The 24,554-nt window shown below is 68.6% G+C and carries 27 protein-coding genes; 14 read left to right on the top strand and 13 right to left on the bottom strand.

Going from position 1 to position 24,554, the window contains the following annotated elements; genetic code table 11:
- A partial coding sequence (locus tag ACEQX1_RS03160; RefSeq protein ID WP_370196501.1) for a helix-turn-helix domain-containing protein occupies positions 1–378 on the top strand: 378 nt, incomplete at its 5' end.
- A gap of 71 nt (positions 379–449) precedes the next feature.
- Here ACEQX1_RS03160 and ACEQX1_RS03155 read toward each other — a convergent pair.
- Positions 450–851, bottom strand: coding sequence for a hypothetical protein (locus ACEQX1_RS03155; RefSeq protein ID WP_370194459.1), 402 nt, complete (start codon positions 849–851; stop codon positions 450–452).
- A 156-nt stretch (positions 852–1,007) separates the two neighbouring features.
- On the opposite strand from ACEQX1_RS03155, the gene ACEQX1_RS03150 reads away from it, so the two are divergent.
- The 3 genes from ACEQX1_RS03150 (at position 1,008) to ACEQX1_RS03140 (ending at position 3,241) form a co-directional block, all read left to right on the top strand.
- Entirely contained in the window at positions 1,008–1,640 is a 633-nt protein-coding gene (locus ACEQX1_RS03150; protein ID WP_188076323.1) for a DedA family protein, read from the top strand.
- A 42-nt stretch (positions 1,641–1,682) separates the two neighbouring features.
- Entirely contained in the window at positions 1,683–2,264 is a 582-nt protein-coding gene (locus ACEQX1_RS03145; RefSeq protein ID WP_370194460.1) for an MOSC domain-containing protein, read from the top strand.
- A gap of 194 nt (positions 2,265–2,458) precedes the next feature.
- Positions 2,459–3,241, top strand: coding sequence for a hypothetical protein (locus ACEQX1_RS03140; RefSeq protein WP_370194461.1), 783 nt, complete (start codon positions 2,459–2,461; stop codon positions 3,239–3,241).
- Between the two features lie 60 nt (positions 3,242–3,301).
- Here the strand turns inward: ACEQX1_RS03140 and ACEQX1_RS03135 are convergent, their stop codons facing one another.
- On the bottom strand, positions 3,302–3,655 hold the full coding sequence (locus ACEQX1_RS03135; RefSeq protein ID WP_370194462.1) for a DUF2293 domain-containing protein: 354 nt from the start codon (positions 3,653–3,655) through the stop codon (positions 3,302–3,304).
- 16 nt (positions 3,656–3,671) lie between these two features.
- Positions 3,672–4,184 carry a tRNA (N6-threonylcarbamoyladenosine(37)-N6)-methyltransferase TrmO gene (gene tsaA / locus ACEQX1_RS03130; RefSeq protein ID WP_370194463.1) on the bottom strand — a complete coding sequence of 171 codons (513 nt, stop codon included), beginning with the start codon at positions 4,182–4,184 and terminating at the stop codon, positions 3,672–3,674.
- Positions 4,185–4,307: 123 nt separating this feature from the next.
- On the opposite strand from tsaA, the gene ACEQX1_RS03125 reads away from it, so the two are divergent.
- Together ACEQX1_RS03125 and metF are read left to right on the top strand one after the other, a co-directional pair.
- A complete protein-coding gene (locus ACEQX1_RS03125) occupies positions 4,308–5,321 on the top strand; it encodes a metalloregulator ArsR/SmtB family transcription factor (RefSeq protein WP_188076319.1) in 1,014 nt (337 codons plus the stop codon).
- Between the two features lie 14 nt (positions 5,322–5,335).
- On the top strand, positions 5,336–6,247 hold the full coding sequence (gene metF / locus ACEQX1_RS03120) for a methylenetetrahydrofolate reductase [NAD(P)H] (RefSeq protein WP_009210182.1): 912 nt from the start codon (positions 5,336–5,338) through the stop codon (positions 6,245–6,247).
- Between the two features lie 766 nt (positions 6,248–7,013).
- On the opposite strand, the gene ACEQX1_RS03115 is transcribed toward metF, so the two are convergent.
- Positions 7,014–8,279, bottom strand: a complete 1,266-nt coding sequence (locus ACEQX1_RS03115) for an amidase (RefSeq protein WP_370196500.1) — start codon at positions 8,277–8,279, stop codon at positions 7,014–7,016.
- Positions 8,280–8,550: 271 nt separating this feature from the next.
- Here ACEQX1_RS03115 and ACEQX1_RS03110 point away from each other — a divergent pair, with 271 nt between their 5' ends.
- The 3 genes from ACEQX1_RS03110 to ACEQX1_RS03100 all read left to right on the top strand — a co-directional run bounded on the left by ACEQX1_RS03110 (position 8,551) and on the right by ACEQX1_RS03100 (position 11,598).
- Positions 8,551–9,771 carry an alanine racemase gene (locus ACEQX1_RS03110; RefSeq protein ID WP_370196499.1) on the top strand — a complete coding sequence of 407 codons (1,221 nt, stop codon included), beginning with the start codon at positions 8,551–8,553 and terminating at the stop codon, positions 9,769–9,771.
- A gap of 204 nt (positions 9,772–9,975) precedes the next feature.
- Positions 9,976–10,980 carry a diguanylate cyclase domain-containing protein gene (locus tag ACEQX1_RS03105; RefSeq protein ID WP_370194466.1) on the top strand — a complete coding sequence of 335 codons (1,005 nt, stop codon included), beginning with the start codon at positions 9,976–9,978 and terminating at the stop codon, positions 10,978–10,980.
- Between the two features lie 162 nt (positions 10,981–11,142).
- Positions 11,143–11,598 carry an isoprenylcysteine carboxylmethyltransferase family protein gene (locus ACEQX1_RS03100; protein ID WP_370194467.1) on the top strand — a complete coding sequence of 152 codons (456 nt, stop codon included), beginning with the start codon at positions 11,143–11,145 and terminating at the stop codon, positions 11,596–11,598.
- A gap of 13 nt (positions 11,599–11,611) precedes the next feature.
- Here ACEQX1_RS03100 and ACEQX1_RS03095 read toward each other — a convergent pair whose 3' ends face one another.
- The 3 genes from ACEQX1_RS03095 to ACEQX1_RS03085 form a co-directional block, all read right to left on the bottom strand.
- The gene (locus ACEQX1_RS03095) at positions 11,612–12,784 is read right to left on the bottom strand and encodes a GGDEF domain-containing protein (protein WP_370196498.1); all 1,173 of its coding nucleotides are present in this window, start codon (positions 12,782–12,784) and stop codon (positions 11,612–11,614) included.
- Between the two features lie 108 nt (positions 12,785–12,892).
- On the bottom strand, positions 12,893–14,062 hold the full coding sequence (gene chrA / locus ACEQX1_RS03090; protein ID WP_370196504.1) for a chromate efflux transporter: 1,170 nt from the start codon (positions 14,060–14,062) through the stop codon (positions 12,893–12,895).
- A gap of 172 nt (positions 14,063–14,234) precedes the next feature.
- Positions 14,235–14,663: a DUF4112 domain-containing protein gene (locus ACEQX1_RS03085; RefSeq protein ID WP_024352020.1), complete on the bottom strand. Its 429-nt coding sequence runs from the start codon at positions 14,661–14,663 to the stop codon at positions 14,235–14,237.
- A 213-nt stretch (positions 14,664–14,876) separates the two neighbouring features.
- Here ACEQX1_RS03085 and ACEQX1_RS03080 point away from each other — a divergent pair, with 213 nt between their 5' ends.
- Positions 14,877–16,313 carry a cation:proton antiporter gene (locus tag ACEQX1_RS03080; protein WP_370194959.1) on the top strand — a complete coding sequence of 479 codons (1,437 nt, stop codon included), beginning with the start codon at positions 14,877–14,879 and terminating at the stop codon, positions 16,311–16,313.
- A 19-nt stretch (positions 16,314–16,332) separates the two neighbouring features.
- Here the strand turns inward: ACEQX1_RS03080 and ACEQX1_RS03075 are convergent, their stop codons facing one another.
- From ACEQX1_RS03075 to ACEQX1_RS03065, 3 genes are all read right to left on the bottom strand, one after another.
- Positions 16,333–17,466, bottom strand: coding sequence for an AbrB family transcriptional regulator (locus ACEQX1_RS03075; RefSeq protein WP_370194962.1), 1,134 nt, complete (start codon positions 17,464–17,466; stop codon positions 16,333–16,335).
- Positions 17,467–17,693: 227 nt separating this feature from the next.
- Complete coding sequence (locus tag ACEQX1_RS03070; RefSeq protein ID WP_370196497.1) at positions 17,694–18,881, bottom strand: lytic murein transglycosylase; 1,188 nt, start codon at positions 18,879–18,881, stop codon at positions 17,694–17,696.
- 74 nt (positions 18,882–18,955) lie between these two features.
- On the bottom strand, positions 18,956–19,759 hold the full coding sequence (locus ACEQX1_RS03065) for a GH25 family lysozyme (protein WP_370196496.1): 804 nt from the start codon (positions 19,757–19,759) through the stop codon (positions 18,956–18,958).
- 315 nt (positions 19,760–20,074) lie between these two features.
- On the opposite strand from ACEQX1_RS03065, the gene ACEQX1_RS03060 reads away from it, so the two are divergent.
- The 3 genes from ACEQX1_RS03060 to ACEQX1_RS03050 all read left to right on the top strand — a co-directional run bounded on the left by ACEQX1_RS03060 (position 20,075) and on the right by ACEQX1_RS03050 (position 22,242).
- Positions 20,075–20,788, top strand: coding sequence for a DnaJ family molecular chaperone (locus ACEQX1_RS03060; protein ID WP_009210171.1), 714 nt, complete (start codon positions 20,075–20,077; stop codon positions 20,786–20,788).
- A complete protein-coding gene (locus ACEQX1_RS03055) occupies positions 20,785–21,573 on the top strand; it encodes an N-acetylmuramoyl-L-alanine amidase (RefSeq protein WP_370196495.1) in 789 nt (262 codons plus the stop codon). Before ACEQX1_RS03060 ends, ACEQX1_RS03055 begins: the two co-directional genes overlap by 4 nt.
- 216 nt (positions 21,574–21,789) lie before the next feature.
- On the top strand, positions 21,790–22,242 hold the full coding sequence (locus ACEQX1_RS03050) for a lytic transglycosylase domain-containing protein (RefSeq protein WP_370195992.1): 453 nt from the start codon (positions 21,790–21,792) through the stop codon (positions 22,240–22,242).
- Between the two features lie 100 nt (positions 22,243–22,342).
- Here ACEQX1_RS03050 and ACEQX1_RS03045 read toward each other — a convergent pair whose 3' ends face one another.
- The 3 genes from ACEQX1_RS03045 to ACEQX1_RS03035 form a co-directional block, all read right to left on the bottom strand.
- The gene (locus tag ACEQX1_RS03045; RefSeq protein WP_187390545.1) at positions 22,343–22,831 is read right to left on the bottom strand and encodes a VOC family protein; all 489 of its coding nucleotides are present in this window, start codon (positions 22,829–22,831) and stop codon (positions 22,343–22,345) included.
- A gap of 4 nt (positions 22,832–22,835) precedes the next feature.
- A complete protein-coding gene (locus tag ACEQX1_RS03040) occupies positions 22,836–23,186 on the bottom strand; it encodes a DUF1428 domain-containing protein (protein WP_188076308.1) in 351 nt (116 codons plus the stop codon).
- Between the two features lie 155 nt (positions 23,187–23,341).
- Positions 23,342–23,770 (bottom strand): VOC family protein, encoded by a 429-nt coding sequence (locus ACEQX1_RS03035; RefSeq protein ID WP_370195988.1) that lies wholly within the window; start codon positions 23,768–23,770, stop codon positions 23,342–23,344.
- A gap of 60 nt (positions 23,771–23,830) precedes the next feature.
- On the opposite strand from ACEQX1_RS03035, the gene ACEQX1_RS03030 reads away from it, so the two are divergent.
- A complete protein-coding gene (locus tag ACEQX1_RS03030; protein WP_370195987.1) occupies positions 23,831–24,550 on the top strand; it encodes a winged helix-turn-helix transcriptional regulator in 720 nt (239 codons plus the stop codon).
- Positions 24,551–24,554: the final 4 nt, after the last annotated feature.

Raw genomic sequence — 24,554 nt, 5'->3', positions numbered from 1 at the left:
CCGACCATCCGCTATTACGAGGAGATCGGCCTGCTGCCGGCGCCGCCGCGCAGTGCCGGCAACCGGCGGCTTTATGGCGAGGCGCATCTGCGCCGCCTCGGCTTCGTACGCCATGCGCGCGAACTCGGCTTCGACATCGAGGCGATCCGGGAGCTTCTCGACCTGGCCGGTCATCCGACGCGGCCCTGCGCCAAGGCGGACGAGATCGCCACGGCGCATCTCGCCGACATCGACCGCAAGATCGCGCGGCTGACGGCGCTGCGGGCCGAGGTCGCGCGGATGACCCGCTGCCGGAACGAGACGGTCGAGCAATGCCGGGTGATCGAGGTGCTGGCCGATCACGACCAGTGCCTGGCGGACAGCCATCCGGCTCCCTGACGCGGGTGGCTGGCGGAGCGGGGTCGGGCAGGGCCGCCGCCTGCCGCGATCGTCCGGGGGAGAGGCATGGCCTATTCGTCGGCGGTGCCGGTCAGCAGCATGACGAACTGGCGTTCGCCGAGGTCGAGACCGGCGACGCGGGCGCCGGGATGGCGGGCCCGCAGTGCGGCGTGCCGTGCGGGCGCCGCCAGCAGCATCAGATGCAGGCCCGCCGCCGCGAACTGCGCGCCCAAGGTCTCGTCGAGGCCGGCCTCGCCGGGCAGGGCGACCACCGCAACGACGAAGGCGCGGCGCAGCATGCGGTCGTGCGCCGCCTCCACTGTGGCGACGCGGCTGGCGCGGGCTCCGGCGGCGTCGAGCGCATTGGCGGTGCGCAGGCCCCGCGCCGCGTCGGGGTCGAGCACGAGCACGTCCCGGCCGGCCAGGAGGCTCGCCCAGCTGAAGCCGTCGAATGTGTCGAGACCGGTCGTCATCCGGCCATGAGATCACTCCCCCGTGGCGCCGGCAAGCGCCGCGGCTTACGCCGGGCAGACGGTCGCCGGCCGCATGCGGGGCGGAACCCGAAACGCCATGCAGGGCTTTCTGCACGGTGAATGGCGCCCTGCGCGGCGAGACTGAACGGAGACGACATGGACGCCTTTGTCCGCAGCATGATGGAAACGCTCGGCCCCTTCGGCATCGCGCTCCTGATGTTCCTGGAAAACGTCTTTCCGCCGATCCCCTCCGAACTGATCATGCCTTTGGCCGGCTACCAGTCGGCGAGCGGGCAGATGTCGCTGGTCACGGTGATCCTCGCCGGCACGGTCGGGTCGCTCCTCGGCGTCATCCCCTGGTACTATGCTGGCCGCTTCGTCGGCGAGCGCCGGCTGAAGCGCTTCACCGAGCGCCATGGCCGCTGGCTGACCATGGCCCCGGAGGATGTCGACGCCGCCGATCGCTGGTTCCGCAAATACGGCATCGCCGCCGTCCTGTTCGGTCGCCTGGTGCCGGCCGTGCGCACGCTGATCTCGGTGCCGGCGGGCATCGCGAAGATGTCCTTCCTGACCTTCCTGATCTTCTCTGCCATCGGCAGCGCCGCCTGGACGACGCTTCTGGCCTATGCGGGCTATGCGCTCGGCCAGAATTACGAGGCGGTGGAATCCTATGTCGGGCCGGTTTCCAACGCCGTGCTCATCGCCATCGTCGGCTTCTACATCTATCGTGTGGCCACCTTCGACCGCAGCCACACGCGGGCGGAGACCACCGACGATTCGCCGCGCTAGGCGGGCCGTCGCCGCCAACACGATGCCGGACGACACCGACGGATGCAGATGCAACGCACGCGGGCGCGCAAGCTCGCCGCCACGATCGACGGGCTCTTCCGGACGCAGGGCGAGGGGTTCGCCACCGTGCCGGTCGATCATCTCGACCTCGGCTTCGACGGCATCGACGGCGACCGCCATGGCGGGATGACGCGGCGCTCAGGGGGACGCGAGCCCTGGTATCCGCGCGGCACGCGGATGCGCAACGAGCGCCAGCTCTCGCTGCTGGCCGCCGACGAACTGGCCGAGGCCGCAGAAGCGCTCGGCATTCCCGAGATCCGTCCGGAATGGATCGGCGGCAATCTGCTCGTCGGCGGCATTGCGCGTCTCACCTGGCTGCCGCCGCGCACGCTCTTGATGTTCGCCGGCGGGGTGACCCTGCGGATCGACGGCGACAATGGCCCCTGCCGGTCCTCAGGCGCGGCGATCGCGGCGCATTACCCGGATCGCGGCGACATCGAGCTGGGCTTCGTGAAGGCCGCCATGCACCGCCGCGGCCTTGTCGCCTGGGTCGAGAAGCCGGGCCGCATCACGGTCGGCGAGGCCGTCGAGGCGCGCATTCCGGAGCAGTGGATCTACGCCTGAGGTTTCCTCGTGACGTTGCCGTTGCGCGGAGAGGGTTGAGAGCCCGGCATCCGGTCGCTGCCGATGAGGCGTAGGTGCCCCTCCCCGAGCGGACGTTCCGGTGAGTGCAGCAGAACTTGCTTCGCTCTTACGGGGGCCCTCATGCGCGGATAGGCTGAGCGGGCCCGTCCCATTGCTGGAAGCATGCTGGCACGATGACCGCTGACCAACGAGGTTTCATTTCGGTGATCGGAGACCGCCCGTTCCAGGGCGCGTTCCTCCCCGTCCTCGCGCAGGTCCGGGACCGGCTGTCCCCGGATTCGGTTTGTTCGATTCACAGCGTCTATGTCTATGGGAGCATCGCGGCCGGCCGTGCAGTCCCAGGGCGTTCGGACCTCGACCTGTCACTGATCATGCGCGGACCGTTGTCCGATCGCGAAACGGCTGTCCTCGACGCGATCAGGCTTGAAATCGATCTGACTCACCCGGTCATCAGCAAGGTCGATTTCGACATGGGCTTGCTTGAGGAGGTTACGTCGGAGGACGCCGGTATGGCATGGCGCTACTGGCTCAGGCACCATTGCCGCTGCCTCGTCGGTGAGGATCTGGCGGATGGTATCGCCCTGTTCCGTCCCTCCAGGACACTCGCCCTCGCGGTCAACGGGGATTTCGAGCGCGTTCTGGGGGACTATCGTAACGCGTTGCTGGTGGCGCAGTCCGACGCCATTGCGAACCGCCTGGTCAGGGAGGCGTCGCGCAAGCTGATCCGTTCGACCAATGTGTTGCGAAGCGAGGATGATCCGTGTTGGCCGGGAACGCTCGCGGAGCATGCTCAGGCCTTCCGGTGCCGTTACCCGGCGCAGGGCGAACAGATCCTCTACTTTCTGGAGCAGGCGATCACGCCGAACATCGATCCCGTCGGTTTTTCGCGCCGGTTGGGGATTTTCGTCAGCTGGATGGCCGGGATTGTGCGGGATCAGGCCACCTCACGCGCATGACCCCGCGGCCTTGCCGGCCGTCACCGGATAGGAACGCCGCGTGACGCGGCGCCCGCTCGTTCATCCGGAATCGGAAGCGTCGTCGTCCGCTTCGTTGAGCCCCGGCTCTTCGTCGATCGCATCGGGGTCGAGATGGCGGGTGGCGCCCCAGCCGTCCAGCACCGCATTGGTGTCGTCGAGGACGAAGAAACGTGCGGCGTCCTTGTCGTAGCCGTCGTCCATGAGCTCGTCATAGTCGGTATGGGCGTGGCGGATATGGGCGACCGCGGCGAGCCAGACGGCACGTTCGGGCGGCAGGGAGCGCATGTGCCGGGCGCGCGCCGCCTCGCGGATCGCCTCGGCGTCGATGAAGGGCGCGCGGGGGATCAGGGCGGTGAGGGCGCGGGCAATGCGCTTCTGGCGTTCGGTGGCCAAGGCAGCGTCCGTCCGGTCAGGCCGGCGGCGCGTCGACCGACGCGAGATAGGGCTTGATGTCGAGGAGCGGCGTGCCGTTGAGGACGTCGATGGCATCGATGCCGATGATCCCGGTCTCGCGATCGAGGGCGACGATCTGGACGAGATGCAGGCCGACCGGATTGGGCCGGACCGGCGAGCGCAGCGAGAAGGTGCCGCGGGGCGCGTCGGCATGGCGCGGCATCTGCAAGGCGAGATCGCGATCCGCCTGGTCGAGCCAGGTCAGGAGCAGCACCCATTGCCCGGCGCCCAGACCCGCAAGGCCCTCGCGCCAGCGTGGGTCAAGCCGGATCTCGGCGGGCTGGCCCGCCTCGCGGGCACGGCCGACGTTCTTCGGGCATTGCGAGCGCTCGGTCCAGGGCGAGCGGATGCGGCCGATGAAGACCAGTCCGGCATCGTCATAGGCCGGTGCGGGTCCCTCGAAGCGGCGTTCGCCGGGCCGCGCGACGGTGGCGTCCCGGTCGGCCGGGGAAAGGAGAGGCTGCGTCATGGCGCTGCGATGGCCATCGGGGCGGGGCTGTCGCTCCGGCCATTCGTCAGCGGCGCATGGTATCGCTTGCATCGGCCCGTATTTTCACATAAAGATATCTTTATATCGAAATCGAGACGGAACATGCTGGACATTCAGAAGCTCTCCTTCGGCCGACTGGTCGATGCCCTCAAGGCGGTCGCCGAGCCGACCCGCCTGCGGCTCGTCCTGCTTCTGGCGCGAAGCGATCTGACGGTCAGCGACCTTACCGCGATTCTCGGCCAGTCGCAGCCACGCATCTCGCGGCACCTGAAGCTGCTGGTCGAATCCGGCGTCCTGACCCGCTATCAGGAAGGCGCCTGGGCCTATTTCCGCCTGTCGGAGGAGGCCAGCGTCTCCGGTCTCGTCCATGCCGTTCTGAACTGGGCCGACGAGGCCGATCCGGTGGTCGAGCGCGACAGCGAGCGGCTCGATGCCGTGCGGGTGGAGCGCGCCCGCCGCGCCGCCGACTATTTCGCCCGCAATGCCGGAAGCTGGGACACGATCCGGGCCCTGCATGCCTCGGACGCCGAAGTCGAGCAGGCGCTTCTGGCCGCGCTCGGCAACAAGCGCATCGGCACGCTGCTCGACGTGGGCACCGGCACCGGCCGCATGCTGGAGGTGCTGGCACCGCGCTGTGAGCGCGCCGTCGGCATCGACGCTTCGCGCGAGATGCTGGCGATCGCCCGGGCCAAGCTCGACAGTGCCGGGATCGGCAATGCGGTCGTGCGCCAGGGCGAGGCCTATCACCTGCCGGTCGAGCGTCAGGCCTACGACCTCGTCACGATCCACCAGGTGCTGCATTATCTGGAAGACCCGCAGGCCGCCGTAGCCGAGGCGGCCCGGGCCGTCGCGCCGGGCGGCCGCCTGGCGATCATCGATTTCGCGCCGCACGAGCTGGAATTCCTGCGCGCCGAGCATGCGCATCTGCGCCTCGGCTTTTCCGACGACACGCTGGCCGGCTATCTGGACGATGCCGGCCTCGAACTGGTGTCCCTCGACCATCTCGTCTCCAGCGGAGGCGAGACCGGCGAACTCACCGTGACCATCTGCATCGCCCGGGACCCCCGCCTGCTCATGGCAGGCGACGGCCCGAACCGCACAACCCTCGTCAGCTGATAGAGAGCCCCGTCATGAGCCAGACCCCGCCGCTTGCCGGTTCCGGACTTCGCGTATCCTTCGAGTTCTTCCCGCCGAAGACCGAGAAGATGGAAGAGAATCTCTGGCGCTCGATCGAGCGTCTCGCGCCGCTCGGCCCCAGCTTCGTCTCGGTGACCTACGGCGCCGGCGGCTCGACCCGCGAGCGCACCCACCAGACGATCGAGCGGATCCTCAAGGAGACCACGCTGACCCCGGCCGCGCATCTGACCTGCGTCGATGCCTCGCGGGAAGAGGTCGACGAGGTGGTGCGCCAGTACTGGGAGACCGGCGTGCGCCATTTCGTGGCGCTGCGCGGCGACGGGCAGAACGGCGTCGGCGGCAAATATGTCCCGCGCGAGGACGGCTATCGCAACGCCGTCGAACTGGTCGCCGGGCTGAAGGCCTTCGCCGATTTCGAGATCTCCGTCGCGGCCTATCCGGAGAAGCATCCGGAAAGCCCGGATTTCGCCACCGACATCGACCTGTTGAAGCGCAAGGTCGACAATGGCGCGACCCGTGCGATCACCCAGTTCTTCTTCGACAACGACGTCTTCGAGCGCTACGTCGAGCGGGTGCGCCGCGCCGGCATCTACATTCCGATCGTGCCGGGCATCGTGCCGATCCACGACTTCGTCAAGGTCGCGCGCTTCTCCAACGCCACCGGCGCCAAGATCCCGTCCTGGCTGGCCGAGCGTTTCGACGGGCTGGAGGAAGACCCGCAGACCCGCAGCCACGTGGCGGCGGCGGTCTGTGCCGAGCAGGTGCTGGACCTGCAGAAGCGCGGCCTGTCGGACTTCCATTTCTACACGATGAACCGGGCCGACCTGGTCTATTCGATCTGCCACATCCTCGGCATGCGGGCCGGAACGGCCGCCGCTCCCAAGAGCGAGGCCGCCGCGGCCTGAGCAGCCGCGAGCGAGGACATCGACCGAAACAAGAAAAGCCGGGGCAGGGCCCCGGCTTTTTTGTCGATGGGGCACCGTCAGGCGCCCGTCGGACGGATGGGATCAGGGCACGACGCCGATCACCATGGCTCCGACGAATGCAAACGCGGCACAGATCATCAGCAAATTCAGCGGACGCGTCAGTTCCATTTGCATTGCCTCCTCGTTGACGGACACACGAAGAGTAACGGCGTGACACAGAAGGTAAATGCGAATTCGTCGCTGCACTGCGGCAGCGAGGCGCGCCAAATCCACGCAGCCCCTGTGAGCGCGGCGATGCACTGCGCCATCCGGCCTGTGTTTTTTTGGGACAGTGGCGAAGGCGCGAGCCGCTGCGTGTAGCCGGGTCGGGCCTTCCGGGGAGGGTCTGAGCCGAAGGAAGTCCAGTGTGATCAGGCGATTGGCGTCGGTCGCGGCCTCACGGCACGGCGAGACGGCGCACGAGCCCTCAAGCGGGGCGAATGTGGCGAAGCTGCCAGATTTGGGAATGGTCCCGATCGGGGACGCCGCCGGGGGACAGCGGCGTCGCGACGATCAGGGAAAGAGGACGATCGCGCCGACGGTGGTGATGCCGCCGAGCATTCCGAAGAACACGACGGTGCCGAAGATGGTGACCAGAGTCTCGATCCGCATGTGGGGTTCCCCTCGTTGATATGCGGGGTGTGAACGGCACTGCAGCACTTCGGTTCCCGTATTTGCGGACGGTCGATGGGTTCGTGGTGAATCCTCAGATCGCCAGCCGCTCGCCCAGCATGGCGGCGATGGCGAGCGCCCGCGCGTCGCGCCCGAAACGGGTGACGATGGTGAGGCCCACCGGCAGGTCGTTGGCGGCGTGCAGGCCCGGCACGTTGACGCAGGGATTGCCGGTGATGGTCCACAGCTTGTTGAACATCGCGTCGCCGGTCGAGCGGAGGCTGTGGGGCGCCGCGCCGATCGCGGAGGGCACCAGCAGGGCGTCGGCATTCTCGAACAGGGTGGTGGCGGCCTTGCGGCCGATCCGGGCCGTGCGCCGCGCATTGTCGTATTCCTCCGGCGTCACGCTCGCGCCGTGGTCGAGCTGTTCCAGCACCTTCGGGCCCATCAGGGCGCGGTGCCGGGTGCGCTCGTGCAACAGCGCCTGCGCCGCCTCGAAATTCTGCAGCGGCGCGTGGATCTCGCGGGCCGCCGAGAGCGAGGCCGGCTCGGCGATCTCGATCAGCTTGGCCCCGGCCGCCTCGATGACGCGGGCGGCCGTGTCCCAGGCGGCCGCCATGTCGGGCTCGAGCAGATCGTCAACGGCCGAGCGGTAGAGGCCGATGGTCAGTCCCGACGCATCGGCGGGCGGCGTGTCGGCCAGCGGCCGGCCGCTGATCAGCGCGGCGAGCAGCGCGACGTCGGGCACCGTGGCGGCGAAGAAGCCGACCGTGTCGAGCGACCAGGAATAGGTCTTCACGCCGACCGTCGGGAACAGCCGGAAGCTCGGCTTGTAGCCGGCGACGCCGCAGAAGGAGGCGGGGCGGATGACCGAGCCGCCGGTCTGGGTGCCGCAGGCGCCGGCGAGGTAGCCGGCGGCAACGCCCGCCGCCGAGCCGGAGGAGGAGCCGCCCGGCGTGTGGTCCGGATTGTGCGGATTGCGGGTCGGGGTCGGATCGAGCGAGGCGAATTCGGTCGTAGCGGTCTTGCCGACGATGGCCGCGCCCCGGGCCCGCGCCAGCGCGATGACCGGGGCATCGGCGGCCGGCTGGTGGCCGCGATAGATCGCCGAGCCGTGCTCGGTCGGCATGTCGAAACTGTCGAAGACGTCCTTGGCGCCGAAGGGCACGCCGGCCAGCGGACCTTTGGCCGCCGCCGCCTCGGCGCGCGAGGCTTCCGGCGCGCGGTGGGTGAAGACCCCGAGCGCGCCGTCGCCCGCGTCGATCCGCTCGTTGGTCGCGGCCAGCACCGCCTGCGGCGTCGTGCGCCCGGCCTCGATGTCACGGACGATGTCGGTCAGGCGAAGCGGGGCGGCGGGCATGGCGATGGTTCCTGTTGGCGGGTGTCCCTGTTTAGAGCGCTGTCCGGCTGTCCGACAAGCGGCCCCCGTGAGGGAGCAGGCGAGCCGCTGTCCGCCGCCGGAATGGCCGGGTCTTGCGGGCCGATCCGCAGGCCGGCCGCGGGCAGGGGCGCTGACAACGCCGATCCATGCTCTAGTTGCGCCGCGATGACGGGCAGTGCGGGTGATTCCCTCATCCGCAGTTCGTCCGACCCGTCCCGTGACCCGAGCGTCACCCGTGGAGAACCGCCTGTTGCAGACCTTCAAGTCCGCCAAGGATGCCGCCCTGACGCTTCGGCCCGACGTGCCGGTCTATTGCTTCCGTCCCGCCGTCCTGACCGCCGATGCCGAGCGCTTCATGGCGGCGTTTCCCGGCGACACCGCCTATGCGGTGAAGACCAATGGCGAGCCGATGGTGCTGGAGACGCTGAGCCGGGCCGGCGTGCGCATCTTCGACGTGGCCTCGCCCGGCGAGTTCGAGGCGGTGCGCGCCGCCCAGCCGGATGCCGAGATGCTCTACATGCATCCGGTGAAGGCCCAGTCCGACATCCGCCTGGCGCTGGAGACCTACGGGATCCGGGTGATGTCCCTCGACCACGAGGACGAGGTGGTGAAGATCCTGCGCGTCGTGCGGGCGCTGGATCTCGATCCTGGCAAGATCACCCTGTTCATCCGCATCCAGACCAAGGGCAGCGCCGCATACGAACTGTCGAAGAAGTTCGGCGCGGCGCCGGCCCATGCGGTGGAGCTCTTGCAGCGCTGCCACCGGATCGGCTTCAAGGTCGGCATCTGCTTCCATGTCGGCTCGCAGATCGAGGACCCGGACACCTACGAGCGGGCGCTCGCCTCGGCCGACTGGGTGCGCAACCGGGCCGACGTGCCGCTGGCCGGCATCGATGTCGGCGGCGGCTTTCCGGCCGAATACGGCCACGATCCACGACGCAAGAAGAAGGAGATGCCGGGTTTCGGTCAGATCATGTCGCGGCTGACCTCCGACGTGGAGGAATGGGGCTTTTCGGACATGCCGATGGTCGCCGAGCCGGGCCGGGTGGTCGTCGCGCGGGCCTTCTCGCTGATCGTGCGGGTGCTGCTGCGCAAGGGCAAGCGGCTCTACATCAATGACGGCATCTGGGCGTCGCTGTCGGATTCCTGGACCGGCAAGATCACCCTGCCGGCGCGCTTCATCCCCGATCCGGCCCGCCAGAGCCGCAATGGCGACCCGGCGAACATTCAGGCCTTCAAGGTCTGCGGCGCCACCTGCGACAGCGTCGACATCCTGTCGCGGCCGTTCTGGCTGCCGGAGACCGTCGACACCGGCGACTGGATCGAGATCGGCCATATCGGGGCCTATTCCCTGTCCCTGCGCACCCGCTTCAACGGGTTCTATCCCGACACCTTCGTCGAGGTGGAAACCCCCTTCGACCATGGCGACGCGGCCGAGAGCTACGCCAGCCTGGAGACCATGGCTGACTGACTGATCAATCAAGACCGCCGGCGCGAGGGAATTCTTAAGTGTCGCGCTCTAGAAATGTGGCGTGATCGCGACCGAGGAACCGTGACCCGCCATGCCGACTGACATGCCGAGCCTGCCCAGCGTCGAAACCGCCGCGACAGATGCGGCGGCGTGCGGGGCGTGTGCTACGGTGCGGCGCCCGATGCCGGGCGGGGAGGCGCCCCGATGATCTATCGCGGGAACAGCAGCGCGCGCATTGCGCGTCTGTCTTCGGCGCTCGAGGCCACCTCGCGCCTGTTGCGCCAGAAGAACACCCAGCTCGCGCACATGACCAAGATCTTCGACCGGGCGTCCGAGGCGGCGCGGATGGGCGTGTGGGAATGCGCCTTGCCGCAGAACACGCTGCGCTGGACCGACGTCGTCTACGATCTCTACGACTTGCCGCGCGGCGCGCCGCTCGACCGCGAGACGATCCTCAAATGCTATCCGGAAAAGTCCCTGCGGGTCCTCGAGGAGATCCGCAGCGAGGCGATCGCCACGCGCGGCGGTTTCGGCCTCGACGTCGAGATCACCACCGCCACCGGTCGCCACCGCTGGATCCGCATCACCGCCTCGGTGGAGTGCGAGAACGGCGAACCGGTCCGCATCTTCGGCTTCAAGCAGGACATCACCGAGGAGAAGCTGCTGGCCGACAAGATGCGCTATCTGGCCGAATATGACGTGATGACGGGGCTCGCCAACCGCAGCCAGTTCCAGAGCCGGCTGGCCGATCTGGCGGGCACGACGGCCGGCGATCGTGCCGTCGGCGCGCTGCTGCTGATCGATCTCGACGGCTTCAAGGCGATCAACGACACCTATGGCCACGCCTTCGGCGACGAGTGCCTGAAGGCGACGGCGGCCCGGCTGCGGCAGGTCTGCGTCAATGCCGAACTGGTCGCCCGCGTCGGCGGCGACGAGTTCGCCGTGCTGCTCGGCAGCCATCTGGATGCGGCTGCCGTCGAAAGCCTCGCCGCGACCATCGTCGATCTCCTCAACGGTCCCGCCGCCGACGCCACGGCGTCCGATCTCGGCGCCTCGGTCGGCATTGCCATGGCCGAGGCCGGGATGGAGCCGGACACGCTGTTCTGCCGCGCCGACTCGGCCCTCTACGCCGCCAAGGCGTCCGGCCGGAAGACCTACCGGATGTTCAGCCCGACCATGCAGAACCCGCTGCGCTCGCGCGCGGCCTGACCGTCCCGACGCTTCGCGGGGCGTCCCATCCCGATCGCATCCCACCACATGCCCTGAACCTGCCCGGCCGAACGCTGCCGGCTGAAGGCGGCCGCAGGGCCTCGTGCCGGGCCGCGCGGCGCCCCATATGCGGAGCCGGCGACGAAACCAACGGAGACGACCATGTCGATGAAGCGCGATTTCCCGGACCTTCCGCCGGTCTGGGCCTCCGGCTTTCTCATCGCCGAGGTCGTGGCGGCGTCGGTGCTGCCGATCGCCGTCTTCGTGTCGGCGCCCGCGACGCTGATCGGCATCGCGCTGATCGTGGTGGGCGTCCTCCTCGCGGCATGGTCGGCCCTGTGGTTCCGGCGCAAGCGCACCTCGATCGAGCCGCGGGACGTGCCGAAGGCGCTGATCGTCGAGGGCCCGTTCAGGATCAACCGCAACCCGATCTATACGGGCATGGCGCTGGTGCTCGTCGGGCTCGCGTTCTGGATCGGCGCCCTGTCCGCCGTGGCGATTGCCCTGATCTTTCCTTTCGTGATCACCGCCCGCTTCATTCGCGGCGAGGAGGCGGCCCTGCGCTCGGCCTTCGGCGCCGAGGCGGAGGGCTATATCGCCCGCACCAGGCGGTGGTGACACCGGCGCGGCGTCAGGCGGCGGCGGTCTCGGCGATGCGATTGCGGCCGCCGTTCTTGGCCCGGTAGAGATTGGCGTCGGCCGCGCGCATCAGCCGGTCGAAGCTGGCCTCGCCTTCGGCGGAATGGGCGATGCCGGCGCTGAGCGTCAGCCCGAAGCTGACGTCATCCGCCACGATCCGTGTCGCCGCGACGGTGGCCCGCACCCGGTCCGTCAGCATGAAGGCCTCGGTCGGGGTGACACCGGGCAGGATCGCCGCGAATTCCTCGCCGCCGACGCGCGCGACGAAGTCCTGCTGGCGGAGCACCGACGGGCAGAGGAGGGCGCAGCGCTTCAGCGCCGCATCGCCGGCGGCATGGCCGTAGCGGTCGTTGATGCTCTTGAAATGATCGAGATCGAAGACGACCAGCGCGAAGTGGCCGCGGTCCTGGAGGGCCTTCTCCAGCCGCTGCTCGAAGGCGCGGCGGTTGGGCAGTCCGGTCAGGGCATCGTGCATCGCCGCGTGGCGCAGGTCCCTGGCCATGCGCTCATAGGCGATCGACAGCACGAAGGCGCCGCTGGCGGTGGTGTGGATCACCGCGATGAGCAGATGGATCTGCAGCACGCTGTCGAAGACCAGATGCGCGGTGTCCGCGGTATGGGCGTTGATGCCCTGCGCGATGCGGCCGGCGAAGGACAGCGCCATGACGCCATAGGCGAGGAGCAGGCCGTAGCGCGACGGCAGGCCGGTCTCGCGATCGGTGTAGAATTCCCAGGCCGTCGCGGCGGCGAACAGCATCAGGATGGCGTTCACCGTGTAATAGGCCACGCGATAGTCGATCCAGCCGGGAAGGCCGAACATGGTGGCAACGACCAGTGGCGGCAGGACGAGGATGGGCCAGAAGACGCGACGCCGGGCGAACAGGCGGGCCGCCGTCCAGCGCAGCCCGAAGCCGATGACCAGGAGGCTGTTGGGCAGCGCCAGGCCGAAGCTCGGTTCGTTGCCGGGAAAGGCCATGTAGGAGAACAGCGAGGCGGCGATGACGAAATTCGCGCCGATCCAGGCCGGCCAGTAGGTTTCGTCCGGTTGCTTGCGCCAGGCCGCGTAGAAGGCGAGGCCCATGACGATGAGGATCATGGCGTTGGTCAGGAACAGCGTCTGGACATCGACGCCGATATCCATGTCGACCCGCGAATTCATCCCCATCCCCCCACCGGCATCGCGCCCACGCCTGGTCTCGATGGCGACGAGAATGCCATGGGTCGCTTAAGGGATTGCTATGATCCGATCACGGCTTCGTTGACGTTGCTGTGACTAGGCGATGGCGATGCTGGCGAGGGCGCAGGCGAGGACGACCGTCCAGGGCGGCGCCTTCCAGACGACCAGGGCGACGAAGCCGGCCAGCGCCAGGGCGAAATCGGCGGGTCCGCGCACGGCGCTGACGAAGACCGGATCGTAGAGCGCCGCCCCGAGAATGCCGACGACGGCGGCATTGGCGCCGCGCATCGCGGCCTGCGCCGTGACGCGGCGGCGAAATTCGTCCCAGAAGGGCAGCGCCGCCACGACGAGAAGCAGGCCGGGCAGCGAGATCGCCACCAGCCCGATGACGGCTCCCGGCAGACCGTAGCCCTGCGGCGAGGCGATGGCGCCGAGATAGGCGGCGAAGGTGAAGAGCGGGCCGGGCACGGCCTGGGCGGCGCCGTAGCCGGCGAGGAAGGCGTCGTCGCTCGCCCATCCCGGCTCGACGACGAAGGCCTGCAGGAGCGGCAGAACGACATGGCCGCCGCCGAAGACCAGCGCGCCGGCCCGGTAGAAGGCGTCGAACAACGCAACGGGACCGGCACCGTTCGTCGCCGAGTCCATGGCGGCGAAGACCGGCAGCAGGATCAGGAGAACGGCGAAGACGGCAAGGGCGACGAGCCCGGCGGTGCGCGAGACGGGGACCATGGGGATCGGCGGCAGCACCGCAGCGTCCGCGCGGCAGAACCAGAGGCCGGCGAGTCCGCCCATGACAATGGCTGCGATCTGGCCGAGCGAACCGGCCAGCGCGACCACCGCCACGACGGCGACGACCGCGATACTCGCCCGCGTGCGATCGGGGCAGAGGCTGCGCGCCATGCCGAACACCGCCTGCGCCACCACGGCGACCGCGACGATCTTCAGGCCATGGACGATCGCCGCGCCGATGCCGCTGTCGAAGGCCGACGCGCCTGCCGCAAAGAGGATCAGCAGGATGGCCGAGGGCAGGGTGAAGGCGGTCCAGGCCGCCAGCCCGCCCAGCGGGCCGGCCCGCATCAGGCCCAGCGCGAAGCCGACCTGGCTGGAGGCCGGGCCGGGCAGGAACTGGCACAGCGCCACCAGATCGGCATAGCCGGCCTCGTCCACCCAGCGTCGCCGGGTGACGAACTCGTCGCGGAAATAGCCCAGATGCGCGATCGGCCCGCCAAAGGCCGAGACGCCGAGTTTCAGGAAGGCGCGGAACACCTCGCCGGGCGAGCCCTGCGGAGCGTGGGCGGGTCGTTCATGTCCCGCGACGGCATCCGCTGCCCGGTCCCCGCGCACTGCCGCATCTGCATCCTTCACCCGTCGTCCCCCGCCTTCGTGGTCGCGGCCAAGGGTGGCACGGATGAATGTCGGCGCGAAGACGCGAAAGCGGTCAGGCGCGCTTCGGCGTGATGTCCTTCATCGGCGGATCGCGCAGGGCGTCGCCATAGGCGGTGCCGGCCTCGCCGAAATGGTCGAGGACGATGTCGAGATTGCGCCGATGCGCCTTGTAGAAGACGTCGAAGACGTCGCCGAGCAGCGGCACGGCGCCGACGGCGAAGTCGATGCCGAGATTGCCGGCCATCTTGACCAGCTTGTGCTTGGGCACGCCGAGGCGCCGGGCTTCGTTGAGAATGTAGATGCCGACGAGGCTGCCTGCGGCGTCGCCGACACCCGGAATCAGGCCCAGCACGGAATCGCCGCCGAAGCGAATGCCGGTGCCGGGAATGCGGATCGCCGTGTCCATCAGCCGCGCGACCCGGCTGATGCGCGTCAGGCGCCGCTGGTGGTCGGCATGAAGGGAAGGGTCGGCGGCATTCATGGACGGGTCTCCGGTTCGATGGCTGGTTTCCATATGGGAACGCCCGAGCGGCGAAACAGATGCGTGGGCAGGGTGATAGCGTGATCACGACGGTCCCCGACCGGCCGATGCCGAGGAAAGCGGCCGATGCCCGGGCGCCGGACACAAGCGGGCCAAGGTTCTCGCCTTTCGTGCCGCAACCGCGAATCAGGCAGGCGGATCAAGGGAGACGACATGGAGGAAGCGGTCACCGAGGCCACGGCGACGGTCGAACACGCGGTCGCGGAGGTGGCCCAGGGCGCACAGGGCGGCCATGGCGCCGACACCGGGCTGACCGCCATCGCCTTCGTGATCGTCGTCGCGGTGACCGCCGGCCTCGGGCTGATGCGGCTGCGGCAGCCGCCGCTGGTCGGCTTCATCCTCGCCGGCGTGCTGCTCGGTCCCTCGGCGCTGGGGGTCATCTCCACCTCCAACGAGAACGTCACCATGCTCGCCGAGATGGGCGTGCTGATGCTCCTGTTCTTCATCGGCATGGAATTGTCGTTGAAGGCCTTCGTCGCCTCGCTGAAGCCGGCGGTGCAGATCGCCGGCGGCCAGCTGATCGCCGCCATGGCGATCTCCTTCGGCCTGATGGCGATCTCCGAGGCGACGCTGGCCGAGGCGATCATTCTCGGCTTCATCATTGCGCTGTCCTCGACCGTGGTGGCGATGAAGATGCTGGAGGACATCGGCGAGCTGCGCCAGGAACCGGGGCGGATCGCCGTCGCGGTGCTGATCGCCCAGGATCTGGCGGTGGTGCCGATGCTGATCGTCGCCACCTCGCTCGGCGGCGAGGAAGCGGTGAGCTGGGTCGATGTCGGGCTGAAGATCGCCGTCGCCGTCGCGGTTCTCGGCGGGCTCCTGTGGTTCCTCGGCCGCCGGCCGAAGCTGAAGCCGTCCTTCGCGCCGGCAGTGGAGAACAATGTCGAGATCCTGGCGCTCGGCTCGCTGGCCTTCTGCTTCGCCGCCGCCTCGTTTTCGGGCCTCGTCGGCCTGTCGCCGGCCTATGGCGCCTTCATTGCCGGGCTGGTCGTCGGCGCCTCGACCCTGCGCTCGCCGGTCATCCACGTGGTGGAGCCGATCCAGGCGCTGCTGCTGGTGGTGTTCTTCCTGTCCATCGGCCTTCTGATCGACCTGAACTACATCGTCGAGAACTGGGTGCTGGTGCTGGTCGCCTCGCTCTTCGTGATCCTCGCCAAGACCGTCCTCAACATATTGCTGATCCGCCTCGCGGGCCTGCCGCACAAGATCGCGGTGGAGGCGGGGCTCTCCATGGCGCAGATCGGGGAATTCTCCTTCGTGCTGGCGGCGGCGGCTTTTGCGTCGGGTGCGATCGGCGGCGACGTCTACCGGCTGGCGCTGGCGGTGACCGCCGTGTCGCTGCTGGTCTCGCCGGCCTGGATGGTGGTGATCCGTCATCTGGAGGGCGAGGCGCGCTTCGGCTACGCCGAGTTTCGCGCTGCCCTGACCGAGCTCTATGGCGACCGGATCGAGACCGTCGAGGATTTGGGCGTCTGGCTGAAGGTGCGCGGCCGCGCCCTGCGCCGGGCGATGACCCGGCGCCGGGTCGCGCGGCGCAATGGCAAAGCGGAAGCCGTGGACGAGACCGGCGAGCCGGCGCCGCGCGAATAGCGCGAGGCCGGGCCGGAGTTCAGTCGCGCGCGCCGATGCGGCGGGCGACGAGGCGAGCGATGGGCGGGCCGGCAATCAGCACGATGACGAAGCGCACCGTCTGCAACGCCATGACGAAGGGCAGATCGACATTGGTCGAGGCCGCGATGATGGCGATGGAATCCATGCCGCCGGGGCTGGTCGCCAGATAGGCGGTGACCGGATCGATGCCGAGCCAGACGTGCAGGAGCGCGGCGATGCCGCCGCAGAACGCCATCAGGAGAAGGATCGAGCCGACGATCTTGGGCAGGGCCTGCCAGGCATGGGCAAGAACGGCGCGGGTGAAGCCGAGGCCGATCTTCCAGCCGAGAATGCCGTAGCCGATGACCAGGAACCATTCCGGCAGCTGGAATTCGACCACGCCGCCGAGGGTGAGCGCGACGGCGATGGCCATGGGCAGCAGAAACGGGCCGGCGGGAATCGTCAGGAAGCGGCCGACCAGGATGCCGAGGCCGACAAAGCCCAGCGTCGGACCGAAATGCGCCCAGTCGAGCGCCGGAAACCAGACGATCGCCGTGCCGACAGAGGCCGCGGCGTCGCCATTGGTCCAGAACCCCGCCATCAGCGCGGCAGCGAAGGCGACCAGGATCACCCGCAGATACTGCATGAAGCCGACGAGCCGGGCATCGGCCCCGAAGGCTTCGGCCATGACCATCATCGCGGTGGCGGCGCCGGGCCATGAGCCCCAGACCGCCGTCGTGCCGGGCAGGACGTGCCAGCGGCTCATCAGGCCGCCGAGGACGCCGCTGGCGGTCACCACGGCGAGGACGACGCCGACATAGAGTGGCCAGTCGCGCAGGAAGGTGGCGAGGATCTCCAGCGTGATGGACGAGGCGACCAGGCAGCCGATCGCCGCCTGGGCGCCGTGATAGGGCGCCTTCGGCACGGCGATGGTGGTGCCGAGCACCGCGATCACGATGGCGGCGATCATCGGCCCCAGAAGCATGGCGGCGGGCATGCCGACGAGTTCCAGCAGGCTGCCGATCAGGATCGAGAGCGCCAGCAGCGCCAGCCATTGCAGCGGCACGGGCATCCGGCTCGCCGCGCCGGGCGTCTCGACGGGCGGAACGGCGTCGTCCCTCACGCGCGGGGCCGCGGGGCTTGACGGGTGCACCGTCGATCCGCACCGGCCCGTACGGGAGCGATGGCCGGAAGAGCGGGGAGACGGAGTCGGGTCACGGGCGCATCCTGCCGCCCGCGCCGCCGGTCGTCGGGTCCCGGCGCGGGCATCGATGGAGATAAGCCGTGCTTAGCGTCTTCGGCGCCGGATGGCGAGGGCACGCCGGCCCATCGGCGGTGCGGCGAGGGCCCCGGCGGAGTGTTCGCCGGGGCGTCGTCCTATCAGAGCGCGCGGAGGAGGTCGGCCGTCGGCCAGCCATCGGCGGGCAGGCCGAGGCGCATCTGCTCCTTGCGGACGGCGGCACGTGTGTTCTCGCCGATGATGCCGTCAATGCCGCCGGTGTCGTAGCCGAGATCGGTCAGGCGCTGCTGCAGCTGCTTGGTGCCCTCGAGGTCGAGGCCCGGTTGCGGATTGCCCATGTCGACCGGCGGGGCGCCGGCAAGGCGCGTCGAGAAATAGGCCGCGGTCAGGGAATAGACGAGCGACTTGTTCCACTTCAGGTAGATGTCGAAATTCGGATAGGCGAGGAAGGCCGGGCCGCCGCGTCCCATCGGCAGGATCAGCGAGGCCGGCAGCTGGTCGGACGGCAGCGCCGATCCGTCGGCCCTGGTCACGCCGAGCTCGGCGAAATTGGCGCGCGGCTCCTTGTTGACCAGCGCGGCGCGATCCCACGGGAATTCCGACGGCACCTGCACGGCTTCGAGCCACGGCTCGCCACCGCGCCAGCCGAGCGACTGGATGTATTTACCGGTGGTGAACAGGACATCGGCGGCGTCCTGGCGCAGGTCGATCCGGCCATTGCCGTCGCCGTCGGTGCCGAATTCCAGATATTCCTCGGGCAGAAGCTGGGTCTGGCCGATCTCGCCGGCCCAGGCGCCCTTCATCTCGGACGGGGTCAGGTAGCCGCGATCGACGATCTCGATCGCCGCCAGGAGGTGCGGGCGGAAGAGTTCGGGACGGCGGCAGTCATGGGCGAGGGTGGCCAGCGCCGCCAGCGTGTCGAAATTGCCGAGGACGGCGCCGTAATCGGTCTCCAGTCCCCAGAAGGCGGCAATGACCGGGCCGGGCACGCCGGTCTCGGTTTCGATGCGCGACAGGACGCTGGCATATTTCTGCAGGTTTTCCTTGCCCTGCTGCAGCCGGTAGCCATTGACCATGCGGGTGGCGAATTGCTGCCAGTCCTGGGCGAAGACGCCCTGAGCGCGATCGGCGGCGAGCACCTTCGGGTCCTGGCGCATGTCGGCAACGGCCGCGTCGATGGCGCCGGCCGACAGGCCCTTGGCCTCAGCCTCGGCCCGCACACCCTGGAGGAAGGCGCCGAAATCGCCGCCGCATTGCTGGGCCGCCGCGAGGGTGCTGCCGGACAGGAGAAGCGACAGGGTCAGGGCGAGACGGCTGGCAACGGGCATCGGCGAATTCCTCCAAATGGGGCAAAGTGAATTTGACCCGCGCCTAGGCGATCATCATGGCGCTTTGAAGAAGGTCAACGCCGCATGCGCGCCTGCAGCCATTTCGCCCAATCGGCCCGCGAGCCGGCGAAGGCGTTGCGGTCGACCTCGCCGCGAATGCCCGGCACCGAACCGGTGGCGGTGTACTGCCAGAAGCGGAATTTGCGGTCCTCGTAGACATTGTCGGGATGGTCGGCGACGGCGCGCACCCAGAATTCATGGCGCGGGAAGGCGGCCACCAGGCGTTCGCGATGCACGTCGATCGGCACGTAGAGGATCGGGCGCTGGCCGTATTGGCGCTCCAGCGCGTCGGACATCGCCATGACCTCGCGGATCAGGTCCTCGCGCGGCGGCCGCTTGGTGCAGGTCGGCGAGAAGGGCGTCCACTCCACGTCGATCACCGGCGGCAGGGCGCCCTTTTCGCGCGGGACATTGTCGATGAACCAGCGGGCCTGCTCGATGCCCGGCCGGCAGTGGTACCAGAAGTGATAGGCGCCACGCGGCACGCCGGCGGCGCGGGCCTCGCGCCAGTTCTCGTGGAAGCGGTCGTCGAGCCGGTCGCCGCCCTCGGTCGCCTTCAGGAAGGCGAAGGCGACGCCGCCCTGGCGGGCCGCGTTCCAGTCGATGTCGCCCTGGTACTTGGCGACGTCGATGCCGTGGATCGGGTATTCGTGCGAGGCCTCGACCGTCATGTCGGACAGGCCGAGCTCGGCGACGCTGAGCGCCGTGGAGCGGCAGCCGGCAAGCGCCAGAACCAGCGCCATGCCGGCCATGGCCAGGCGGCGTTTGGTGCCACGGCGCGCGGCGGGGGAGGAATTGGTCTCGTGGCGGTCGCGCATCGGGTCACTCGAATTCAGCAGAAGGAAGGTCGCCGCACGGCCCGGATCGCCGCAAGGGTCCCGCATCGGCGACGGCGGACGGTCTGCGCCGCTCTCCCATTGATCACGGCTGGCTGGAACGGGGCTGGTGACGCAGATGCGAAATTCCGGCGCGGGCGCACGAAACCAACGGGCGACGGCGTCGTTTGGCACGGGCCGGCGCGGTTTTTGCGGCGGTGACGGGCTGTTCGCAGGCGTTCGGCGCCCGTCGGTTTGCGTCGCAGCGAACGATCGCAGATAATCTCGATTCGACAACATGGCCGGCGGGGCGGCGCGATGAACATTCTGACGAGCCTCAACACGCTGCTGCAGGGCATACCCGCCGGCAGCCGCGCGACGCTGGACGCCATCTTCGAAAGCATCCGTGCGATTTTCGGCGGCGATCGCGACACGCGCAAGCGCGTCGCCTTCGGCGTCGCCGTGATCGCCCTGTCCGCCAAGATGGCCAAGGCCGACGGCATCGTCTCGCCGCGTGAGGTGACGGCGTTCCAGGAGATCCTCGAGATCCCGCCTGAGGAACTGCGCAACGTCTTCCGTCTGTATGACATCGCCAAGCAGGACATTGCCGGCTTCGACACCTATGCGATGCGGCTGAAGGGCCTGTGCCGTGAGGAAGGCGAGACCTGCGAGCTTCTGACCGACGTTCTCGACGGGCTGTTCCACATCGCCAAGGCGGACGGGCTGGTGCATGAGCGCGAGCTGGAGTTCCTGGCCGAGGTCGCCCGCATCTTCGGCCTGAGCGAGACCGAGTTCACCGACGTGAAGAACCGGCACATCCTGGGGCCGAGCAACCCCTATGCGGTGCTGGGGCTCGACCCGGACGCCGCGCCGTCGGAGACCCGGGCCCGCTATCTGACGCTGGTGCGCGAGAACCATCCCGACCGGCTGGCCGCCCGCGGCGTGCCCGACGAGTTCATGTTCATCGCCACCGAGCGGATGAAGGCGATCAACAACGCCTACAGCCAGATTGCAGGAAAGACCGCGGCGTGATTCCAGACCATGCCGGCGTCGACGAGATCTGTCCGTCGCCGAACCATACCGAACGCCGCAACGGGCTGCGGCCGGACATGCTGATCCTGCACTATACCGGCATGGGCACCGGGGAGGCGGCCATGCGCTGGCTCTGCACCCCCGAGAGCGAGGTGTCCTGCCACTATCTCGTCCATGAGGACGGGCGGATCGTGCAGATGGTGCCGGAGGAAAGGCGCGCCTGGCATGCGGGGACCGGCAGCTGGCGCGGCCGCGACGACATCAATTCGCGCTCCATCGGCATCGAGATCGTCAATGTCGGGCACGGCAACGGCTATCCCGATTTCCCGCCCGCGCAGATCGATGCGGTGACCCGATTGTGTGCCGATTGTGTCGCGCGGTGGGCGATCCGGCCCGAATTCGTGCTGGCGCACTCCGACGTCGCTCCCGCGCGAAAGTCCGATCCCGGCGAAAAGTTCCCCTGGCTTCAACTTTTTTCCGCCGGCATCGGCCATGCGGTGGATCCGGCGCCTTTGCGGGGCGGGCGCTACTTCGGCCTCGGCGATCGGGGCGAGCCCGTCGCCGCCTATCAGTCGCTGCTGGCGGCCTATGGCTACGGCGTGCCGTGCGACGGAACCTTCGACGACGCAACGCGTCAGGCGACCGTCGCCTTCCAGCGGCATTTCCGCCAGGAGCGGGTCGACGGCATTGCCGATGCCTCGACGATCGAAACCCTGCACCGGCTCCTGACCAGCCTGCCGCGGTCGCCCTTCGACCCCGATGAAAGCGCAACCACAAGCGCCTGATTCACGGTGTTTGTTACACCCTGAAATGTTGCGTGATCGCTTCGTCACAATCCCGATGGTTTTGCGCCGCACACAGCGGTCCTTCGCAACTGCGGTGCGCCGCTTTCGAGGGAAATAGCGCCGGCCCTGCAAGGGGATGGCCGGCATCGATCACTTGGGGTTTTTATGTACAGACTGACTGCCGTGGCTCTCGCCGCGACGCTTGCATTCGGCCATATGACGACTGCTTTCGCCAACGACACGACATCCGAGATCACGTCCGCCACGCAGGTCGCAGCGCTCGAGCGCTTTGCCGACCGGCCGTTCGCGACGATCATCGCCAGGGAAGCCGCCGCCCATGGCGTGCCGCTGAACCTGGCGCACGCGGTCATCAACATCGAGAGCAGCTATCGCTCGTCGGTCACGGGCGCGGCCGGCGAAGTCGGGCTGATGCAGATCAAGCCGGCGACGGCGCGCGGCATGGGCTATCGCGGCAGCACCAAGGCGCTCTACGACCCGGCCACCAACATCAAGTGGGGCATGCGCTACCTGGCCGGTGCCGTGCAGCGCGGCGGCGGCACCACCTGCGGCACGATCCTGAAGTACAATGCCGGTCACTACGCCAAGCGGATGAACCCGATCTCCCAGCGCTATTGCTCGAAGGTCAAGCGCGAGCTCGCCCAGGCCTGATCGGCCCTCCCATGCGATGGAAGCGGCCGCGAGGGGGTTGCGGCCGCTTCCATCGGGATCGCGGCGGGCAGAGGGGTGACAATGCCCGCCCGCGCTCCCGTCAGGCCTCGCCTCGATATGCGGCTTCGAGGGACGCCAGGTCCAGTTTCACCATGCCCATCATCGCCTGCATGACGCGGGCGGCCCGCGCCTTGTCCGGGTCGTGGGTCATCCGCTTGAGGGCGGCCGGCACGATCTGCCAGGACAGGCCGAACCGGTCGGTGATCCAGCCGCATTGCTGCACCGTGCCGCCGTCGAGGAAGCGCTCCCAGAAGGCGTCGATCTCGGCCTGGTCGGCGCAGGACACGAACAGCGACACCGCCGGCGTGATCTTGAAGCTCGATCCGCCGTTCAGCGCGATGAAGTCCTGTCCGGCCAGCGTGAAGCCGATGGTCAGGACGCTGCCCTCCCGGTCGGGGAAGGCTTCGCCATAGAGCAGCGTGTCGCCGAGCGAGGCGGTCTGGCCGCAGGCGCGGAACGTCTCGACGTAGAAGCGCGCCGCCGCCTCGGCCTCGGTGTCGAACCAGAGGCAGGGGGAAATCTTCGACATGGGCTCAGCTGTCCAGAATGACCTGGAAGCCGCCGAAGATCATCCGCTTGCCGTCGAAGGGCATGTCGCCGCCCGGCTGCATGCGCGGATCTTCCATCACCCGTTTCATGCCGGCGTCGCGGGTCGCCTTGTCCGGCCAGGTGATCCAGGAGAAGACGACGACCTCGCCCTCCTCGGCCTGCACCGCGCGGCGAAAGTCGGTGACCTTGCCGTCGGGCACGTCGTCGCCCCAGCATTCGACCATGCGCAGGGCGCCGAACTCCTTGAACATCGGCGCGAACTTCACCGCCATCTCGCGATAGGCGTCCTTGTTGGCGGCGGGGACCGGCACCACGAATCCATCGACATATTCCATGCGTTCCTCCTTCGTTGCGGGCTGTCTGCGCTGCGGCAGGGCGAGGATCGCCGTGCCGGGGGCCGGATGGCCGCGACGGTGTCCGGTTCGCGCCGATGCCGCGGCGGGCGAGGGGCAGCGCGCCGGGCCGAGCCGGCGATCCGCCCGGCGGCGTGTCAGGCCGTCGCCATCTCGCTGTCGGCCGGAACCGCGGCCGGATCCATCCAGGAGATTTCCCAGATGTGGCCGTCGGGGTCCTCGAAACTGCGCATGTACATGAAGCCGTGATCCTGGCTGGGCGTCGGGTCGGCGACACCGCCGGCCGCGCCCGCCCATCCGACCACCGCATCCACCGTCTCGCGGCTATCCACCGTCGTGCAGAGCAGCACCTCGGTGGTGGCATGCGCGTTGGCGATCGGCTTGTGGGTGAAGTCGGCGAAGCGCGCATGGGTCAGGATCATCACGTGGATGGTCTCCGAAAACACCATGCAGGCGGCCGTCTCGTTGGAGTATTGCGGATTTCGCACGGCGCCGACGGCCTCGTAGAAGGCAATGGCGCGGGGCAGGTCGGCGACGGGCAGATTGACGAATATCAGGCGGGACATGAACACCTCTCGCGATCTCGTATTTGCGATTGATGACCCATCAAGTTATAAAAGACAACAATGAAGTTAGAAAAAATAACCAAAAATCCTGACACCCGCCAGCGCCGTCGCTATGAAGATGCCTGTGCCGCGGCCCACGCCATGGACCTGCTCGGCGAGCGCTGGGCTCTGCTCGTCGTGCGCGAGCTGATGTGGGGGCCGCGCCGCTTCTCCGATCTGCGGTCCGCCCTGCCGGGGCTCAGCGCCAATGTCCTGACCCAGCGGCTGGAAGGCCTGGAGGCAGCCGGCGTGCTGTTGCGGCGAAGGCTGCCGCCGCCGGCGGCCTCGCAGGTCTACGAGCTCACCGAATGGGGCTATGAGTGCGAGCCGATCTTCCAGGCGCTGGGGCGCTGGGCGGTGCGCTCGCCGGCGCACGATCCGGCGATGCCGTTCAGCGCGTCGTCGCTGATGCTGTCGCTGCGCACCATGTTCGATCCCGAAAAGGCCGACGGTTTTGCCGCGCGGCTCGGCTTCGTCGTCGGCGACCAGAACTTCCTCGCCCATGTCGCGGACGGCCGGATCGAGATCGCCGCCGAGACGCCCGATACGGCCGATGTCGTCCTGGCCGCCGAGCCGCCGGTCATCGCCGGCGCGGTCTACGGCAAGGTGCCGCTGGCGGCGCTGGAGGCCGACGGCGCGCTGACCGTGACCGGCGACCGGGCCGTCGCCGAGCGCTTCGTGGCGCTGTTCGCGCTGCCGCCCAAGGCCGAGGCGAAGCTGGCCGCGACGGCACCGGAATGAGCCG

Source organism: Aurantimonas sp. (genome assembly GCF_964217435.1).
Lineage (GTDB): Bacteria > Pseudomonadota > Alphaproteobacteria > Rhizobiales > Rhizobiaceae > Aurantimonas > Aurantimonas coralicida.
This window is presented reverse-complemented; position numbering and strand designations above follow the sequence as displayed.